14 protein-coding genes are annotated in these 18,962 nt (G+C 34.2%); 2 read left to right on the plus strand and 12 right to left on the minus strand.

From position 1 onward, the window contains the following. Positions 1-176: 176 nt before the first annotated feature. The 10 genes from ACXGSQ_RS08690 to ACXGSQ_RS08735 all read right to left on the minus strand — a co-directional run bounded on the left by ACXGSQ_RS08690 (position 177) and on the right by ACXGSQ_RS08735 (position 11,677). Complete coding sequence (locus ACXGSQ_RS08690) at positions 177-1,352, minus strand: aspartate aminotransferase family protein (protein WP_458629218.1); 1,176 nt, start codon at positions 1,350-1,352, stop codon at positions 177-179. A 3-nt stretch (positions 1,353-1,355) separates the two neighbouring features. Next, complete coding sequence (locus ACXGSQ_RS08695) at positions 1,356-3,176, minus strand: OstA-like protein (RefSeq protein ID WP_458629219.1); 1,821 nt, start codon at positions 3,174-3,176, stop codon at positions 1,356-1,358. Between the two features lie 197 nt (positions 3,177-3,373). Beyond that, a complete protein-coding gene (locus ACXGSQ_RS08700; RefSeq protein ID WP_458629220.1) occupies positions 3,374-4,654 on the minus strand; it encodes an adenylosuccinate synthase in 1,281 nt (426 codons plus the stop codon). A 12-nt stretch (positions 4,655-4,666) separates the two neighbouring features. After that, positions 4,667-5,119: a Fur family transcriptional regulator gene (locus tag ACXGSQ_RS08705; RefSeq protein WP_092468045.1), complete on the minus strand. Its 453-nt coding sequence runs from the start codon at positions 5,117-5,119 to the stop codon at positions 4,667-4,669. Between the two features lie 104 nt (positions 5,120-5,223). Beyond that, on the minus strand, positions 5,224-7,431 hold the full coding sequence (locus ACXGSQ_RS08710) for a RelA/SpoT family protein (RefSeq protein ID WP_458629221.1): 2,208 nt from the start codon (positions 7,429-7,431) through the stop codon (positions 5,224-5,226). Positions 7,432-7,561: 130 nt separating this feature from the next. After that, complete coding sequence (locus tag ACXGSQ_RS08715) at positions 7,562-8,065, minus strand: hypothetical protein (RefSeq protein WP_458629222.1); 504 nt, start codon at positions 8,063-8,065, stop codon at positions 7,562-7,564. 126 nt (positions 8,066-8,191) lie between these two features. Continuing rightward, complete coding sequence (locus ACXGSQ_RS08720) at positions 8,192-8,911, minus strand: 3-ketoacyl-ACP reductase (protein ID WP_458629223.1); 720 nt, start codon at positions 8,909-8,911, stop codon at positions 8,192-8,194. Positions 8,912-9,054: 143 nt separating this feature from the next. Then, positions 9,055-9,504, minus strand: coding sequence for an SET domain-containing protein-lysine N-methyltransferase (locus tag ACXGSQ_RS08725; RefSeq protein ID WP_458629224.1), 450 nt, complete (start codon positions 9,502-9,504; stop codon positions 9,055-9,057). A 49-nt stretch (positions 9,505-9,553) separates the two neighbouring features. Further along, complete coding sequence (locus ACXGSQ_RS08730; protein ID WP_458629225.1) at positions 9,554-10,786, minus strand: M48 family metallopeptidase; 1,233 nt, start codon at positions 10,784-10,786, stop codon at positions 9,554-9,556. Between the two features lie 93 nt (positions 10,787-10,879). Then, positions 10,880-11,677 (minus strand): TrmH family RNA methyltransferase, encoded by a 798-nt coding sequence (locus ACXGSQ_RS08735; protein WP_458629226.1) that lies wholly within the window; start codon positions 11,675-11,677, stop codon positions 10,880-10,882. Positions 11,678-11,725: 48 nt separating this feature from the next. Here ACXGSQ_RS08735 and ACXGSQ_RS08740 point away from each other — a divergent pair, with 48 nt between their 5' ends. Continuing rightward, the gene (locus ACXGSQ_RS08740; RefSeq protein WP_458629227.1) at positions 11,726-13,492 is read left to right on the plus strand and encodes a T9SS type A sorting domain-containing protein; all 1,767 of its coding nucleotides are present in this window, start codon (positions 11,726-11,728) and stop codon (positions 13,490-13,492) included. Positions 13,493-13,595: 103 nt separating this feature from the next. Then, a complete protein-coding gene (locus tag ACXGSQ_RS08745) occupies positions 13,596-14,393 on the plus strand; it encodes a DUF6503 family protein (RefSeq protein WP_458629228.1) in 798 nt (265 codons plus the stop codon). A gap of 153 nt (positions 14,394-14,546) precedes the next feature. Here ACXGSQ_RS08745 and ACXGSQ_RS08750 read toward each other — a convergent pair whose 3' ends face one another. Further along, positions 14,547-15,857: an amidohydrolase family protein gene (locus tag ACXGSQ_RS08750; protein WP_458629229.1), complete on the minus strand. Its 1,311-nt coding sequence runs from the start codon at positions 15,855-15,857 to the stop codon at positions 14,547-14,549. A gap of 12 nt (positions 15,858-15,869) precedes the next feature. Then, positions 15,870-18,842, minus strand: a complete 2,973-nt coding sequence (locus ACXGSQ_RS08755) for an amidohydrolase family protein (RefSeq protein WP_458629230.1) — start codon at positions 18,840-18,842, stop codon at positions 15,870-15,872. Between the last annotated feature and the right edge of the window lie 120 nt (positions 18,843-18,962).

The following is an 18,962-nucleotide window of genomic DNA, read 5'->3' on the forward strand; positions in this document are numbered from 1 at the left end:
TTGACTGTAATGCATAAATAGTTTAATAAATCACTGAAATAAAATTACAGTTATCCTGTGCGTTAAAGGCGTTTTTAAACTAATGTTCTTAACAAAATAATTAACATTAGAATTGTTGTTTATGTAATAGTGTTTAAAATCCTGTATTTAAGATGTTTATATGGTATTAAATAGATTTAAATTGTATCCAATAATGAAGTTATAATGGAACAACCTTCTATTAATTCATCATTAGAAATGGTTAAAGGAGGTGTAATTCGGATGGCTTTGGGTTCAAAAAGTAACCAAAACAGAATTAATCCTTGGTCTTGAGCACGCAATATTAATTGGCTTGTGCGTTCTGCATTTTCGGTAAAAGCAGCTAACATTAAACCACGTCCTCTAATTTCTTTAATGTGTTTGTGTTGAAGATGTTGTCTGATTAATTGCTCCTTTTCTAAGGCTTCAGACATCAGGTTGGTTTCTGTAATTTCTTTTAAAGTCGCTAAAGCTGCGGCTGCAATTACTGGGTTACCACCAAAAGTGGTGATATGTCCAAGTTTAGGATTATCACTTAAGCAATCCATCATATGTTTTGAAGCTGTAAACGCTCCAATGGGTAAACCTCCTCCTAATCCTTTGCCTGTAACCACAATGTCTGGTTGGCAATTATAATGTTCAAAACCGAAGAGTTTTCCCGTTCGTCCTATGCCTGGTTGAATTTCATCTAAAATAAATACAGCTCCTACGTCATTGCAACGTTGTTGAACTTTAGTTAGGTAATTATCTGTAGGTTCAATAAAACCGGCACCTCCTTGAATAGTTTCAAGAATAACAGCTGCTGTTTGATTTGTGATATGCTTTAAATCAGATTCAGCATTGAATTCAATATGTTTAATACCTGGAATTAAAGGTAGAAATGGTTGTTTACGTTCTTCATAATCCATTAAACTAAGCGAACCCATAGTGTTGCCATGATAGGCGTTTTTTGCAGCAATAATTTCTGAACGACCTGTAAATCGTCGAGCTAATTTTAAACTCCCTTCAATAGCTTCTGTTCCTGAATTTACAAGATATGTAGATTCTAATGGATTAGGTAGATGGTTTGCCAATAGCTGAGCTAATTCTACAGCAGGTTTTTGGATATATTCTCCATAAACCATGACGTGAAGGTATTTGTCTAATTGCTCCTTTACAGCATTGACTACTTTTGGGTGTGAATGTCCTAAACTACACGCTGACACTCCTGCAACAAAATCGAGATATGCTTTGCCTTTAGTATCGTAAATATAAGCGCCTTTAGCATGACTTATTTCCATAGCTAATGGATGCGGAGTCGTCTGAGCTTGGTATTGTAAAAATGCGTCTTTCAATGGTTAATCTTCTTTTTTGTCTTCTTGTTTATCGTTGCTTTTTAACGGCTGTTTTTTTTGAGGTATTGGTTTTGGAGGTACTAATTTAAATGGAGTTGCCGTTGATTTTGCTGGTAGATTTCTAGCGGCTTTATTCTCCTTTTTGGGAGTTGCTTTTCCAGCCTCCTCGACACGTTCCGTTACAGCATCATCAATAAATTCTTCAGGTGGAACATAATCTTCTAAGCCTTTAATTTTAGGTAATTCTAAAGGTGGGTCATCTTTAAATAAATCTTCAACAGAGCGCGGTTGTTCTTCACCTCTCCAATCAAAACCTCTTAATTGTCTTCCGCTTTTCGGGAAGTCTGATTCTGGGAAAATATTACCATCAATTTGATTAATGAAACGTACTTCGTCAACAATCTGATCAATTATTTTAACGTTTATACTTCCTGATTTCGACTTTTGAATTCCTATTAATTCAGTATCGTCATTCCTTAGGTAACGAATGGTCTCGGCGTTTTTAATAATGTCAACATTGTAGAGTTCGTTATTTTCAAATAAACCAATTAAACGTTGTCCTTTTATTTGGTTGAATCCATTTTCGCTTATGGTGTCTTTGCTTATTAAAAAGGCATTGTCAAATACTTTTAAGGAATCGAGTTGCTCTGTTTTGGTATTAGAAATTAAATGAATTGTATCGCCTGTCATCTGATTGTCAATATTCCAGAGTACAGGTTTTCGTTTAATAGCGAAGGCATCTGTAGAACTAAATCTACTGAGGTTAATCATTTGTGTTAAACCTGTTTTATGGTTAACATGTATAGAGTCTGATTTACCTGATAAATCGCTTTTATAAAGTCTGGCGTTATAATAAGCGCGAGTAATCCGGTTTTCAGGTTTTCCAGTAACCATAAGGGTGTCTGCATGCATATAAATGGAATCCTTTTCTTGTACGGTTATGGCTAAAGCACGTTTAGTAATGTACATTGAGTCTTGCGCTCTCCAAACTTCCGCGTAATGACCCTTTACAATACTTTTATTTAATGTATCGGTTACCGTAATATTGTTGGTTGCAGAAGCAAAATTCTTAGTGCGGTCAAAATATAAGCTGTCACCTTCAACAGTTCGGTTATCATAATCGATTTTAGCGTTTCGTTGAAAATTGCCAACATTATTATTGGTGTCATAAAAGCCGCGTTCACAATAAATTTTACTTGTTTCTCCTGTAATGGTCGAAGGACCAAAAAGATAGGCGTGTCCGTTTTCTGTAAAGAAATCGAGACGTTCGGTGTTTAAAGTGTATTGCGGATTTACGAGAACCACATCTTTAACAAATTGGTATTTGCTAGTATTCATGTAATATCTTCCAATTTGACTTGTAATGGTTCCTGATGAATCTCTTACAACCGTACCTCCTGTATTGTAATAAGCTTGTTGTCTCGTTCTATTAAACCAAAGTGTATCTGTTTTTAGTGTTGATTGTGGTTCGGTTAAAACAACATCTCCACTTGCAAAAGCTAATTGCGTTTTTCCGCTATACTCTACATATTTGGCCACCATATTAATAGAGTCTCCTTGTTTCATTACAACATTACTAAAGGCTTCTATAAAATCTTGATCTTCGTAATAAATGGCTTTATCACACCACATATTTACTCCTTCATGAATAAAATGAACTTGCTGTGATTTATCTCTAATAAAGACGACGGCTCCTTCTTCTACGTCTGGTGCCGTAGAAGCATTTCCTGCATATTTAATTGTGATTTTCTGTTTTTCTTGTGCGACACTGAAAAAAATAGACAGTAAGCAAACGATAAAAAGTAGATGTTTAAAACGTTTCAATGATTTATGTTTTTTACAAAATAACACTTATTAAATTTGCTTTAGTATGTGTTAACGTTTTTTTTAACAGAAAGGTATAGCTTATCAAGCTTAATAGTAGATAAAAATAATGGTTTTTTTGAGAAATAGTTTAAAGTTAAGACGGGATATCTTTACCGTTATTTTCACAAAAAAACCAATATTTTATTGAAGTCTAATTATATTTTCTTACGAATGATAGTCTGTCTACGATCAGGCCCCACAGATACAATTGTAATTGGAATATTTAATTCGTTTTCTAAAAATTCAACATAAGCATTTAAATTTTCTGGTAGTTGCGATGCTTCAGTCATTCCTGTTAAATCAGCAGCCCATCCTTTTACTTCTGTATAAATAGGAGTAATATTTTCTTCTTCGATGTTATATGGTAAATGCGTAATGGTTTCACCTTTATACTTATAAGCAGTACATACTTTAAGGGTTTTAAAACCAGAAAGCACATCTCCTTTCATCATTATTAATTGTGTAACCCCATTAACTTGACAAGCATAGCGTAAAGCCACTAAGTCTAACCAGCCACAACGTCTTGGACGGCCTGTAGTGGCTCCAAATTCGTTTCCAACCTTGGCCATGGTGGCACCATCTTCATCAAATAATTCTGTTGGAAATGGTCCAGAACCCACACGAGTAGTATACGCTTTAAAAATTCCGAAGACTTCTCTAATTTGGTTTGGTGCAACACCTAAACCTGTACAAGCACCTGCCGCAGTGGTATTAGATGATGTTACAAAAGGATACGTTCCAAAATCAATATCTAATAAAGAGCCTTGAGCACCTTCTGCTAATATTGATTTACCAGATTGTTGAGCTTGGTAAATAAATTCTTCAGAATCAATAAACTGTAATGATTTTAAAGTTTCGATAGCTTCAAAGAAATCGGCTTCTAATTCTGTTAAATTGTATTGAATATCTACGTTGTAAAATTCAATCATGGCTTCGTGCTTATCTGCTAAAGCTCTGTATTTATCTTTAAAATCGGCTAATTCAATATCTCCAACTCTAATTCCGTTTCTACCGGTTTTGTCCATGTAGGTTGGACCAATACCTTTTAATGTAGAACCTATTTTAGCTTTACCTTTAGAAGCTTCACTCGCCGCATCCAATAAGCGATGTGTAGGTAAAATAATATGGGCTTTACGAGAGATACAAAGGGATTTTTTATAATCCACATTTTGCGCTTCTAATTTATCGAGTTCTTTTTTGAAAATAACAGGATCGATAACCACTCCATTACCAACAAGATTAACTTTGTCTTCATGAAAAATCCCAGACGGAATAGTGTGTAATACATGTTTTTTGCCGTTAAATACTAAAGTGTGTCCTGCATTTGGGCCACCTTGAAAACGTGCAATAATGTCGTAGTTAGAGGTAAATACATCGACAATTTTTCCTTTGCCTTCGTCTCCCCATTGTAATCCAAGTAGTAAATCTACTGCCATTTTAAAATTGAGTTAGTCGTCCTTTTTACGATTACCGTAAAAATATAGTGAATGATTAGTTATTTGAATATCAAAAACCTCTTCAATGGTTTTTTTTATGGATTGAATGCGTGGGTCACAGAATTCTATGACTTCACCTGTATCAGTAAGAATTACATGATCATGATTTTTATCAAAATACGATTTTTCATAATGTGCCTGACTCTGTCCAAATTGATGTTTACGGACCAAAGCACACTCTAGGAGTAACTCTATAGTATTGTAAAGTGTTGCTCTGCTAACACGATAGTTTTTGTTTTTCATTTTGATGTACAGCGATTCGATATCAAAATGTTCTTTGTTATCATAAATTTCTTGAAGTATAGCATAACGCTCAGGTGTTTTTCTATGACCTTTATCTTCAAGGAATTGTGTAAATACGCGCTTTACAATTTCCTGATTACTTTCTTCTGTGGTTGCATTCATAATTAAACAGCAAATTTACACAAATTTTATAGGATATGAATTATAAAATGGGGTATTAAAAATGAAAGAAATGAACAAGTTTAAAAATAATAGTTGATAACAATTTACACCCTAGTCACTTTGTCAATTCCATTTATTTTTTTAAGATTATCAATTAGCTTTTTAAGCATGGTTTGGTTTTTTACCTGGACTGTTATTTTTCCTGTAAAAATGCCATCATCACTAGAGAAACTTATGCTTTTCATGTTAACGTGCATGTTTTCAGAAATGAGTTTAGTGATATCGTTAACTAACCCTAAATTATCTATACCAGACAAGATAATCTGAGAAGTATATACCTGCTGAGAGGAGTCTATCCATTTGGCTTGCATAATTCTGTAAGCATAATTAGATTGTAAACTTACAGCATTAGGACAATTGGTTTTGTGCACCTTTAGTCCATCGTTAATTGTTAAAAAACCAAAGACTTTGTCGCCCGGAATGGGATTACAACAATTAGCTAATGTATAATTGAGCTTTTCTTCTTCCTTCCCAAAAACTAACATATCATATTTTGAGGTAATCTCTTCTTTATGAATGTCTTTTGGAACAGAAGGTTTGTAGATTTTATTTTTAAAATAACTCACAAAGGCATTGCTTCGTGAAGAAGCAAAAGCTTTTAGTTTTGTGTTGTCTATTGTACCAATACCTACACGGTAAAATAAATCTAAAGAGGTGTTAAGCTTAAAGTAGCTGACAAGTTCATTTACGGAATTTTCATTGAGTGTAATTTTAAGTTGTTTTAATTTTCGTCTTAAAATTTCTTTTCCTTCTTCAGCAATTTCTTTTGTGCCCTCATTTAAAGCCGATTTAATTTTGCTACGAGCTCTTGCGGTGGTTGCATAATCTAGCCAATTGGAATTAGGTTTAGCGCTTTCTGAAGTTAATATTTCTACACGGTCTCCACTTTGTAACTCATGACTTAAGGGCATTAGTTTTCCATTGACTTTAGCACCACGTGTTTTTAATCCAATTTCAGTATGAATACTAAAAGCAAAATCGAGCGGAGTAGCTCCTTTAGGAAGTGATTTTAAATCTCCTTTTGGTGAAAAGACAAAAATTTCTTTAGAGTATAAATTGAGTTTAAATTGCTCTACAAAATCAACAGCGTCCGCTTCATGATTCTCTAAGGCTTCTTGTAAACGGTTAATCCATAAATCGAGATTGTCTTCTTTGGTATCTGCATTTTTGTATTTGTAATGTGCAGCATAACCTTTCTCAGCAATTTCGTTCATACGTTCACTTCTAATCTGAACTTCTACCCAACGGCTTTTAGGGCCAACAACAGTAATGTGTAAGGCTTCGTATCCTGTTGATTTAGGGGATGAAATCCAGTCTCTAAGTCGAATAGGGTTAGGCGTAAAGTGGTCGGTTACGATGGAGTATATTTTCCAAGCTAAGAATTTTTCGTTCGCTAAATCGGATTTGTATATAATTCGAACTGCAAATTTATCATAGACCTCTTCAAAAGAAACCCCTTGTTTCACCATTTTTCTACGAATACTAAATATCGATTTTGGTCGTCCTTTAATTTCGTAGTTTAAACCTTCGGTGTTTAAGGAGTCTTCAATGACTTTAGAAAATGCTTTAATATAGGCATCTTGATCTTCTTTGCTGTCTTGAATCTTAGCTAAAATATCATTGTAAACTTCGGGTTCCGTATATTTTAAACCTAAGTCTTCTAATTCTGTTTTAATATTATAGAGTCCAATTCTATGTGCTAAAGGTGCGTATATATATAAGGTTTCGGAGGCGATTTTGACCTGTTTGTCTGATCGCATAGAATCCATAGTTTGCATATTATGCAAACGGTCTGCTATTTTAATAATGATAACTCTAACGTCATCATTTAATGTGAGTAGCATTTTTCGGAAATTCTCAGCTTGTAAAGACACATCCATATCTTTTTTAAGCGAAGAGATTTTGGTAAGGCCATCAACAATTCTAGCCACGGTTTCTCCAAATAATTGCTCAATATCATCAATGGTGTAATCTGGGTTATCTTCAACTACATCATGAAGCAACGCTGCTGCGATGGAGGTGGCATCCATACCAATTTCTTGGGCTACAATTCTAGCTACTGCAATAGGGTGAAAAATATAAGCTTCACCCGATTTGCGTCGTTGATCTTTGTGTGCATCCACTGCGACCTCAAAAGCATGACGAATTAATTTCTTATCATCTTTGCTTAATGTCTGATAGCTTACCTTGAGTAGTTCTTTGTAAGCTTTTGCAATGGCCTTATTTTCTTTTTCTATAGCTTCCTCAGTCATAGAACTAAAGTAGTGAAAGGATTTCTAATTGGCAATTGTTTTTTTAAATGAAATTTGAATAAATTTTGATTTTTTAAGAAAATAGTATCACTCGTTTAGGTAAGAATAGAAAAATTAAGAGCTGTATTTATTATTGCGTAAGATTAAAAAAACTAATCATAACTATTTGAATTAGCGCTATAATAAATGAAGCCAAATTCATCTTTATTAATTCATCGCTTTTTAGGTGATAAACGACCTTTGTATTGTCTTTATTGTTCATTACTCCAATGAAGATCATTGGAAGTATTACGAAAAGAAAAGCAAATACTATTGACCCATCTCGTTCAAGTTCGGCATCAATAAAAAAATAAATAAAAAGGCTTATTAAAAAATAGTAAAAGGAAAGCATTAGAACCCAACCCATTTTTGTTTTTAAGAAGACACCAATTAGAGGAATAAGCATTAAAAATGAAGTCCTTAATGTTGAAGTAGTAAATACTGTTTTCAAATAGTCAACAATGGAGTTGCTATTTCCTGTTAATTCAAAATAATCAATTAAACTATTATAATCACGAATGAAGACTAGGATTGAAATAATAACAATTGGTATTTTAACTATAATATTTGTTATTGGTGTTTTAATTCTAGTCAATCTTAAGGGTTTAAATGTTTTAATTACTCTGATTTAGAGTTCAATAATACAAATACTTCAAAATAAAAAATAACAAAACCCGCAATTAATGCAGGTTTTGTGAAATCTTATTTTAATTTGAAACTTTTACGGATTAGTAGACCACAACGACGCATTAGCCATCATAGCGCGTCTAGGTAGTTTTAAACCAGATACAATTAGTTCTGCAAAATCTTCGGGCTGTAATACGCTGTCTTCAGAATCTTTGCTTGCAATACCCAATTCAATAGACATATCTGAAGCTATGGTACTTGGTGTTAAGGTACATACTCTAATATTGTTTTTGCGGACCTCTTTCATTAACGATTGCGACATTCCAATAACGGCAAATTTTGAAGCTGAATATGCAGAAGTCGTAGCATTACCTGTTAAGCCTGCTGTAGAAGAGATATTTATAATATCACCTTCGTTTTTAGCTATTAAATGTGGTAAAACCTCTTTAGTGACGTAATACATTCCCATTACATTGGTTTGTATAATTTGGCTCCATTGATCCACTTCCATATCGTTTAAGGATCCAAAAGCAGCAATACCGGCATTGTTAACTAAAATATCAATAGAGCCTAAAGTTTCAATTAAAGTTTTAATGCTTGCTTGTACTTCCTCGTAATTACTGACATCAAATACAGCATATATAGCGTTAACTCCAAATGTTTTTAACTCTGAAACGGTTTCTTTTAAAACGGCTTCATTTCTGCCTGTAATAGCTACATCAATACCTTCTTTAGCAAAAGCGATAGCTGTTGCTTTTCCTAAACCTCTTCCGCCTCCTGTAATTATTGCTTTTCTATTTTTTAAATCTGTCATTATAGTATGTTTCTTTTTGTTCAAAGTTATAAAAATTGTGGGTTTGTCATGTTATAATAATGTGAACTTACGACCTTAAATTCTTAATACGTTCTAAAAGTGTGAGATGCGTTTTTTTGACAAGTATTGGGTGTTAGAAAATGTTATTTACCGTGCTTTTTCCAATACGATTTACCGTAGCTGCAAAATACTTCTTCACCATAGTCTATATCTTTTATGGCTTTGAGGCAGACATTATGATCATCGTCTAAAGTAATTGCAGCATTATTTTTAAAATTACTTTGCGATAAGCCTTCTGCATCATTAGCGTATTTGGCAAAGCAATGGGTATGCATACTGTCCATAATAGTGCCATCTAGCAAATTAATAAAATACCTGTCTTGGTGCTGTGCTGCTCGTTTTGCGGCTTCTTTGTTATCGATAATTTCCCCTTTAAACAACGCAATGATTTCATCTTTATAAATGTCCACTGCCGTAAATAAACCTTGTCCAGCATGTTTAATTTGTGAAGGCTGAATAAACAAGTAGTCTGATTCTGGAGCTTCAATAGTATTTGTGCTTATATAATGCTCTTCTGTATTGGAGGCGTTCAAGGTTTATGAGATTTGTTAAGGTTATTAGTTGCTAGAATTTAAACCGCTTTTATTTTTTCAAGTTATTTACGCGTTCTAAAAGCGTAGGGTGCGAATAATGCATAAACACATAGGCTTTATGAGGTGTTAAATTACTCAAACTATTTTTAGATAGTTTTTTTAATGAGGTGATTAAAGGTTCGGCTTTATATGTTGCTTTAGCATAATCATCTGCTTGGTATTCAAAAACTCTTGAAACATAATTCATTATTAAACCTGTGACTTCAGAAATAGGCGAGTAGAGTAGTCCAAAAGCAATTAAGCCAACATGAAAACTCGGAGTTTCAACTCCAATAGCATTAGATAATAACGGATTTGATATAAAGATGGATAAAATGAATAGTGTTAATCCTGTAAGTAGAATAGAGGTCACTAAATTGAAAATGATGTGTTTCTTTTTGTAATGTCCTACTTCATGTGCTAAAACAGCAACGATTTCTTCATCGTCTAAATCGTTGACTAAAGTATCGTAAAGCGTGACACGTTTTTCACTGCCAAATCCCGAAAAATAAGCATTGGCTTTGGTGCTTCGTTTTGAACCATCGATGATGAATATTTTCTCGAGATTAAAACCAACCGATGCTGCATAGGCTGAAATTTTAGTTCTCAATTCACCGTCTTCTAAAGGAGTTTGTTTGTTGAATAGAGGTACAATAAGTTTGGAATAAAACATATTCATAAATACAGTGAACGCGGTTACAATACCCCAAGCATATAACCAGAACTGATTTCCTGTAACTTGATAAAACCAAACAATAAGTGCAATGATGCCTCCGCCGAGAAGTATGGTCATTAGCAAACCTTTTAATTTATCTAAAATAAAGGTTTTTTTAGTCGTTTTGTTGAAGCCGAATTTTTCTTCAATTACAAAGGTTTTGTAATAGCCAAATGGTGTTGTAATTAGATCGCTAGCAATCATAATAATGCCAAAGAAAATTAAGGCAATTAGTATTGGGTTATCAGAATAACGTCTAGCGAAATTGTCAACGTATTCAAAGCCATCTAAAAGTAAGAAGCCTAAGGTTAATACAAAAGAAAACAAGGAGGTTATAAGTCCAAATTTATAATTCAGGGTTTTGTAAGCTTGTGATTTTTTATATTCCTCTGCGTCATACACATCGTTTAATACTTCAGGAATTGGATCGTTATAATGTTTTGCGTTTATAGCATCGAGGACTTTATCGATTATAAAGTTGATGACAATAATAGCGATGATGATATAGAATAGGGTTTGTGCTGTCATTAATATATTTTTTTGTCACCTAGAGTTCAGGTGAGAGGTTTTAGAATACTATTAAAATAGGTTTCGACTGCGCTCAACCAGACAAAAATTAGGTTATTTAAAATGGCGTTGGCGTTTGGCTTCAAAAATAAGAATTCCAGCAGCAACCGACACATTCATGGAGTCAATTTCACCTTGCATTGGTATACTTATATTTTTTGTTGCAGCTTTGCGCCATTCTTTGGTTAAACCTGTCGCTTCTGTACCCACTACAATGGCTGTTGGTAAGGTGTAATCTTGTGAATGGTAAGGTTCTGATTCTTGTAAGATAGCGGAGAAAATATTGAAGTTGTATTTCTTTAAAAAGTCAATAGCTTCATCAGAACTGGCCATAGCAATTTCAGTCGTAAATACGCAGCCAACACTAGAACGAATGATATTAGGATTGTATAAATCCGATTTTGGATTCGCAATAATAACGGCATCAACATTTGCGGCATCAGCTGTTCTAAGCAAGGCACCAATATTACCAGGTTTTTCAGGGGCTTCGGCCACTAAAATTAGGGGGTTTTTAGATTCAAATTTTAAATCTTCCAATGTATGATGTTTTGAATTCACAACAGCAATAACCCCTTCAGTAGTATCGCGATGTGCTAATTTCTGAAAGACCTCTTTTGATATTTCAATAATCTCAATATTGTATTGTGACATTGCTTGAGCTTCGCTTTCAGAAAATAATTCTGGATAAAACAACAAGGTGTTAACAGTATAGCCACCTTTTATAGCTAATGATAATTCACGTTTGCCTTCAATTAAAAACAGTCCTGTTTTTTTGCGTTGTCTCGCTTTTTCTTTGAGCAGAACAAGTTGTTTTATAAATGGATTCTGAACGCTAGAGATGGATTTACTCATTACTATATTATTTATATCTATATTTGAGAGATACAAATTTAACCTATTATGAAACAAAAACTACTTTACCTATTTCTATTCTTAACAATCAGTGTAACTTCATTTGCTCAAGTGGCTAACCAACCAAATGATTACGTGGTTTGCGATGATGATAATGATGGGTTTGCTTCATTCGATTTAACTAATGCAGATGCACAAGTTTTAGGAAGTCAACAAAGTGTAGCAGATTATACGGTAACGTATCACGAAACAATGAGTGATGCCATCAATGGAATTAATGCAATTTATTATCCTTATGTCAATAATACGGATTTACAAATTATATATGTGCGATTAGAAGATAATAATACAGGAAGTTATGATACTACTGAATTAGCCTTAGTTGTAAATCCAACACCTATAGTTACGGCATCAACCTCCATGATGTTATGTGATGATGATGCCGATGAGACTGCTGTATTTGATTTAACAGTAAACAATTTAGAAATCACACAAGGTAATACTGATTGGACAGTAGCGTATTATGAAACGCAATCGGATGCTCAGGCTCAGATGAATATGATATCTAATTCAATAGCTTATACAAATACCTCAAATCCGCAGACATTATTTGCAGCAGTTACGGATACCAATACGGGTTGTGTAGGTATAACTCCATTAACCATACGTGTATTACCAAACCCTTCTGTTGCTATGGGCACTCCAAGTGATATTATGTTATGTGATGATAATAATGATGGAGTTATCGATTTTGATCTAACACTAAACGAGGGTGAAATAAATCCGTCAGGAGAGCCTTTTACACTATCTTATTTTATAGATGAAGCTGATGCCTTAGGTAATTTTGCTCCAATTTTAGATCCAACTAATTTTACAAACGTAAGTAATCCACAAACTATTTATGTTAGAGTTGAAACTCTAGACGGCTGCTATGCACTTACTAATTTTGATATTTCTGTTAATCCTTTACCCGAAATATATCTGGATGGTAGTAATAGCTTATGTACAGGCAGTACTTTGGTATTGGAAACAGGATTGTCTGTTTTTGATTATTATTTTCAATGGAGTCTTAATGGAAATACGATACAAGGCGCAAACCTACCTTCACTTACGATAACAGAACCTGGTGAATATGTAGCTGTGTTGTATTCTTTAGATTTTGAGTGTTCTAGCAATACTTTTATTACTGTAGAGGAAGTTAGTTGTACAGATAGTGATGACGATGGAGTCATTGATAGCGATGAAGATATCAATGATAATGGTAATCTAGACGATGATGATACCGATGGTGATGACATTCCAAATTATTTAGATGACGATGATGATGGAGATGGTGTTGCTACTAGTGTTGAAATTAATATTGTTTTAGGACGAAATACGATGCATCCATTTGTGGATACCGATAATGATACTATTGAAAATTATTTAGATAACGATGATGATGGTGATGGCGTATTAACTATTGATGAAGATTATAATAACAACGGCGATCCAACAGACGATGATACGAATAACAACATGATTCCAGATTATCTTGAAAATGCTGTTGCTTTAGGAGTTGACGATTATAGTGTTGTAAATTTTAAACTGTTCCCAAATCCAACAAAAAATGAAGTCAACATTCAGTTAGCAACATCTCATTTTACAACTGGAAATATAAACATTTACAATATTCAAGGCAAAGCAATTTTGAAACAAATAACATTTGAAGAGAATACGTCAACTATAGATATTTCAAGTTTAGAAAGTGGTTTGTATTTTGTAGAATTAACTATAGGAAATACAGCAACCGTTCAGAAATTAATTGTGAATTAAGTTGAAATAATATTTTATTTGAAAAGCTTCAGCTAATTCCTGAAGCTTTTTTTGTAATACTTAATGATTAATTTCGTCAAACACTTCAACTTAAAACTATATCATGAAAAAAATAGGACAAACTCTACTCTTAGCAATTTTAATTACAGCTTGTAAAAACGAACCAAAACAAGACACTAAAATTGTAGAAGAGGTAAAGCAAGAAGAGATTACCACAAGCATCTATCCAGAATCTATAACTAAAGTGTTTGATGCACATGGAGGCATTGATAACTGGAACAAAATGCAAACGCTCTCTTTCTCCATTACAAAACCTACAGGAATAGAAAAGACGACTAAAAATTTAATGACTAGAGCAGAATTAATTGATACTCCAACTTATATTCAGGGATTTGATGGTGAAACGCTTTGGATTAATGAAAAAGATGGAAATGCATATAGAGGAAAGCCTCAGTTTTATAAAGGTTTAATGTTTTACTTCTATGCGATGCCTTTTGTTTTTGGTGATGATGGCATATCTTATAAAGAAACTGAGTCATTGGTTTTTGAAGGAAAAACATATCCAGGAATCTTAATTTCTTACGAGGCAGGAGTTGGTGAATCTTCAGACGATCAGTATAAGATTTTTTACGATGCCGAAACAGGTCAGATGGAGTGGTTAGCCTATACGGTAACCTTTGGGAAATCTGAAGGAAGTCCAGATTTTCATTTTATAAGATATAATAATTGGCAAACGGTTAATGGTTTGGTATTACCAAAAAGTATAGATTGGTATAATTATGAAAATAATGTACCAACAGAAAAGCGAAACACAGTTGAGTTTACCGATATTTTACTTTCAGTAAAAGCACCAGATAACGCGATATTTTCAAAACCAGAAGGAGCTAAAGTGATTGAATAATCAATATATCTAAACACAAAAAAAGCGAGCCAAATGGCTCGCTTTTTTTGTGTTTAGATGTTACGTAAACGTGCTAAGGTAATTTAATAGTAGCTTAACTTTTAAACTAAAAACACCCCTAGAGGGGACTTGAGGGGTATAAATTAATAGTTGTTAATCTTCTTGATTCAGTTTCGCTGAAAACCGTTTCCAAAGTTCTGTTTGATGGGTTTCTAAGCTTAAATTTCTACCATCAATAAAAGCATGTGTTAATTGATTGGTGCGCATATCTAAGGCATCACCTTCACTAATAAATAGTGTTGCGCTTTTACCAACTTCTAAAGTGCCATACATATCATCAATACCCATGATTTTTGCAGGGTTCTGTGTGATTAACTGCAAGGCTTCTGCTTTGGTTAAGCCATGTGCTACAGTGGTGCCAGCATAAAACGGGAGGTTACGAGAATTCATACGTTCCATTTGTCCGCTTGGTTCTAAAGCCACTAAAACACCAGCATCTACTAACTTTTTTGCGAGTTTATAAGAAGTGTCATAATCATCATCTTCTAATTCTGGTCTAGAGTGAATTCGTCTTAAAAAGACAGACACATCATTTTGTTTTAAAAAGCTAGCGACATTACCTGCTTGATAACCACCAACAATTGTAATTTTAGAAACTCCATGGGACTTTGCAAAATTTACAGCATCCGTAATGCCTTTTTCATCATTAGCATTAATGTATAAACGTTTAGAGCCCTCAAATAAGCCCGCTAAAGCTTCAAAAGGTAAATGTAATTCGGACTTATTTCCTTTATTATAACTCTTAGATTCATTGAAGTAATCTGATAATTCTTTTACTTGTTTGGCATAATCCTTATTGGGCTTTAAACCTGGATCTTCACCTAACCACCAACGCCCACGACTAAAACTACTTGGCCAATTGACGTGAATTCCATTGTCCATTTTTATGGCAGCATCTTCCCAATTCCAAGCATCATATTGTACTACAGACGAGGTACCTGAAATACGGCCTCCTCTTGGAACAACTTGTCCAAGTAATACGCCATTCGGTCGCATAGACTCAGTAACTTTAGATTCGGTATTGTAAGCGATAATACTTCTAATATGTGGATTATATGTTCCCATTTCAGATAAGTCATTTGAGGCTTTTACAGCATCAACTTCTACTAAACCTAAGGTGCCGTTAGCGACAATAAAACCGGGATAGACGTCTTTTCCTTTGGCGTCAATAATAGCCATGGCTTGTCTGGTGAGTGGAGTTGTAGCTTCTGGTCCAATCATTATTATTTTTCCGTTACTTACTACTATAATACTGTTTTCTATTACAGTACCATTACCGATATGAGCGGTGGCACCAACAATCGCAAAGTCTTTGGTTTGCTTTGGTGCAGGTGTTTGCTGTGCGAATCCTAAAGTAACACACAACAAAAACAATAGACTATTTATTTTATTTATGTTTTTCATTTTAAATCGTTTTTAGTGGTGTGAATCCATGGTGTCACAATGCATTAATTTCTCTTCTTTTTTCTTAACAGGCTGTGTTTTTAAGCCTTTGTTTTTTTCTTGAAGCATTAAGTTTGTGAGTTCACTTTTTTCTTTTTTAATAGCTTCACGCATTTGTTGATCTCTAGCTAAATCAAAATAGGTTACTCCTTCAATAATCGTTTTTTCAGCTTTAGCGTAAATAGATAACGGATGATCGCTCCATAAGACCACATCGGCATCTTTTCCAACTTTTAAACTTCCAACGCGATCATCGAGATGTAAAAGTTTTGCAGGATTTAACGTCACAAATTTTAAAGCCTCTTCTTCACTAACTCCACCATATTTAACCGATTTTGCAGCTTCCTGATTTAAACGACGCGACATTTCAGCATCATCACTATTAATAGCGACGGTAATTCCGGCATTGTGCATAATAGCTGCATTATAAGGAATGGCATCATTTACTTCATATTTATAAGCCCACCAATCACTAAACGTAGAGCCACCAGCTCCATGTGCTTTCATTTTATCAGCGACTTTATAACCTTCAAGAATGTGTGTGAATGTGTTGATTCTAAAATCGAATTGCTCGGCAACTTTCATCAGCATATTAATTTCACTTTGCACATAAGAATGACAAGAAATAAAACGCTCACCATTTAGAATTTCAGCAAGTGTTTCCATTTCGGCATCATGTCTATATGGTTTGCCGCTTTTCTTTAATTCGTCATAAGCTTTTGCTCTTGTAAAATAATCGACAAATACCTGTTCAACACCCATTCGCGATTGTGGGAAACGCGAATTGGTTCTGCTTCGCGATTGCTTTACGTTTTCACCCAAAGCAAACTTGATAAACTTAGGAGAATTCTCATAGATTAAATCGTCAGCAGCTTCTCCCCATTTTAGTTTGATAATAGCTGAGCGTCCACCAATAGGATTGGCTGAGCCATGTAAAATTTGGATAGAGGTCACTCCACCTGCCAAATTGCGATAGATATTAATGTCTTCATCATTTACAACATCTTCAATAGTCACTTCTGCTGAAGAATTTTGACCTCCTTCATTTATCGAAGCGGCTGCAATATGCGAATGTTCATCAATAATACCAGCCGTAATATGTTTTCCTGTAGCATCAATAACTTTTGCGTTTTTACTCGATAGGTTTTTTCCTATTTTGGAAATTTTACCGTCCTTAATTAAGACATCTGTTTGTTCTAAAACACCTTCTTTTTCGTTTGTCCAAACGGTTGCATTTTTGAATAATAAGGTTTCCGATTTTGGTTTCTCAGTAAATCCGTAAGCTAAATTAGGATAGGTGATAGGACTCATAAAAGGCGTCTCTGTAGCGTCATTGGCTTTCTTTTTGTCGTCTTTTTTATTGGTGTCTTCTTTGGCTACTTTATTTGCAAAAAATGACAATTCATTACCATTTTCTAAAATAGCCTTACCGTTTAAAGTATTGTTGTTTGCTGCGTTAGCTATAATTCTAACGTATGCTTTTTTCGTGCTATCAGCAGTTTTGAACGTCAGATTTACCCAGTCATCTGAGTAGTTCATTTTTGTGCCTAAAGTTTGGTCACCACTTTCAAGTTGAGCTGTTGGTTTACTTGTGCTTCCAGAAATGGTAAGTTTATAATCATTTCTAGCGAGTTTAAAATTGTAATCGCCATCAATGTCTTTTGTATTCATATTGGCTATAACATGTGGTGTGCCTTGTACCCAATTTTCAAAAAGTTTAGTTTTCTTTTCAAAAATGTCTCCATCAGTAATTAAGAAATTGGCATAGCTTCCCGTTTTTAAAGTGCCTAAGACATCTGATTTTCCTAATAATGACGCCGGAATAGTGGTTAAAGCTTCTAATGCTTTTTGTTTAGAAAGCCCATTTTCAATCGCTTTCATTAAATTAGAAGAAAAGCTTTTATTCGATTTTAAACCATGTGTGGTTAACGCGAATTTGATACCGTTTTCAGCCAATAGTCTTGGGTTATGAGGTTCTTGATTCCAAGCACGCATATCGCTTAAAGACAATGTACTTGCTAAGAAAGGGTCATTAACATCGTAAGCCAATTGAAAATCTATGGGAAGAATAATGGTGGCGTTTGTGCGTTTAATTTCATCAATACGTTCGTATTCATCTCCACCACCAACAATGGTATATTGAATATTAAAAGCATCTCCAACTTTATCTGCTCGCATCAAATTAGCTCTACTGCCAGCTTCAAAAATTTGAAGTAAATTTTTGTTTTTGTTTAAAGCTTCTAGTGATAAGTCTTTGGTATCAATATGTCCTGCTTCATACCATTTGGCATCATTATACATTTGGCGCAGTAAAGCCATGCTGCCCATAATTGAAGATGGGTACGATTGGCGAGATCTTACACTTTTACGAAATGATAAATGTTGTGTGGTTTCGCCATCAACAATACGCATAGCATTATCTGAGTTATTATTCAATGCAATTAAAGCACCTGTGCCTCTTACAATACCATCGGGCATATGCGTATTTACAACCCCAAAACCTAATTTATGTAGCGCTGATGCCGATTTCGCGTCATATTTAAAACTAGCCATAACGTCTTGCTCTGGCATAATATGGTCGTTCCAATAATAGCCGCTTCGACTCGCTCCGTATTGTGGGCCGTTGCCACCACGTTTGGGTTTTTCTACGCCAAAAGTGGTATATATATCAATGAAAGACGGATAAATGGTTTTTCCTGAAAGATCAATTTTTGTAGTGTTCTTCGGAATGTTTACTGATTTTCCAACACTCACCACTTTACCATCCTTAATGAGGAGCGTGGCATGGTCTATTATTTCGGTTGGTGATACGTGAATTGTAGCATTTGTAAATGCTGTGTAGTTAGCGTTGTTTGCAATGACTCCAGAATTGCTCGGAAAGTAATCTTGTGCAAATAACGAAAAACTGCACATAAAAATGAGCAGCCGTAAATGAACTTTAATCATATGGTTTTGGTTGGTTAGATTGAATTCTAAAGATATGAATTATAGCTAAATGGATATTCATTATTTGAATACTTTAACATTTTCTAAGTAGAATTAATGTTGTATTAATGAGCTAGATGG

Source organism: Winogradskyella sp. PC D3.3, from assembly GCF_054366245.1.

What these genes read in the sequence shown, in the direction of transcription:
- ACXGSQ_RS08730 (WP_458629225.1), bottom strand. Translation starts at nt 10,786, where the DNA reads ATGACAGCACAAACCCTATTCTATATCATCATCGCTATTATTGTCATC.
- ACXGSQ_RS08720 (WP_458629223.1), bottom strand. Translation starts at nt 8,911, where the DNA reads ATGACAGATTTAAAAAATAGAAAAGCAATAATTACAGGAGGCGGAAGA.
- ACXGSQ_RS08755 (WP_458629230.1), bottom strand. Translation starts at nt 18,842, where the DNA reads ATGATTAAAGTTCATTTACGGCTGCTCATTTTTATGTGCAGTTTTTCG.
- ACXGSQ_RS08735 (WP_458629226.1), bottom strand. Translation starts at nt 11,677, where the DNA reads ATGAGTAAATCCATCTCTAGCGTTCAGAATCCATTTATAAAACAACTT.
- ACXGSQ_RS08750 (WP_458629229.1), bottom strand. Translation starts at nt 15,857, where the DNA reads ATGAAAAACATAAATAAAATAAATAGTCTATTGTTTTTGTTGTGTGTT.
- ACXGSQ_RS08745 (WP_458629228.1), top strand. Translation starts at nt 13,596, where the DNA reads ATGAAAAAAATAGGACAAACTCTACTCTTAGCAATTTTAATTACAGCT.
- ACXGSQ_RS08705 (WP_092468045.1), bottom strand. Translation starts at nt 5,119, where the DNA reads ATGAATGCAACCACAGAAGAAAGTAATCAGGAAATTGTAAAGCGCGTA.
- ACXGSQ_RS08740 (WP_458629227.1), top strand. Translation starts at nt 11,726, where the DNA reads ATGAAACAAAAACTACTTTACCTATTTCTATTCTTAACAATCAGTGTA.
- ACXGSQ_RS08710 (WP_458629221.1), bottom strand. Translation starts at nt 7,431, where the DNA reads ATGACTGAGGAAGCTATAGAAAAAGAAAATAAGGCCATTGCAAAAGCT.
- ACXGSQ_RS08700 (WP_458629220.1), bottom strand. Translation starts at nt 4,654, where the DNA reads ATGGCAGTAGATTTACTACTTGGATTACAATGGGGAGACGAAGGCAAA.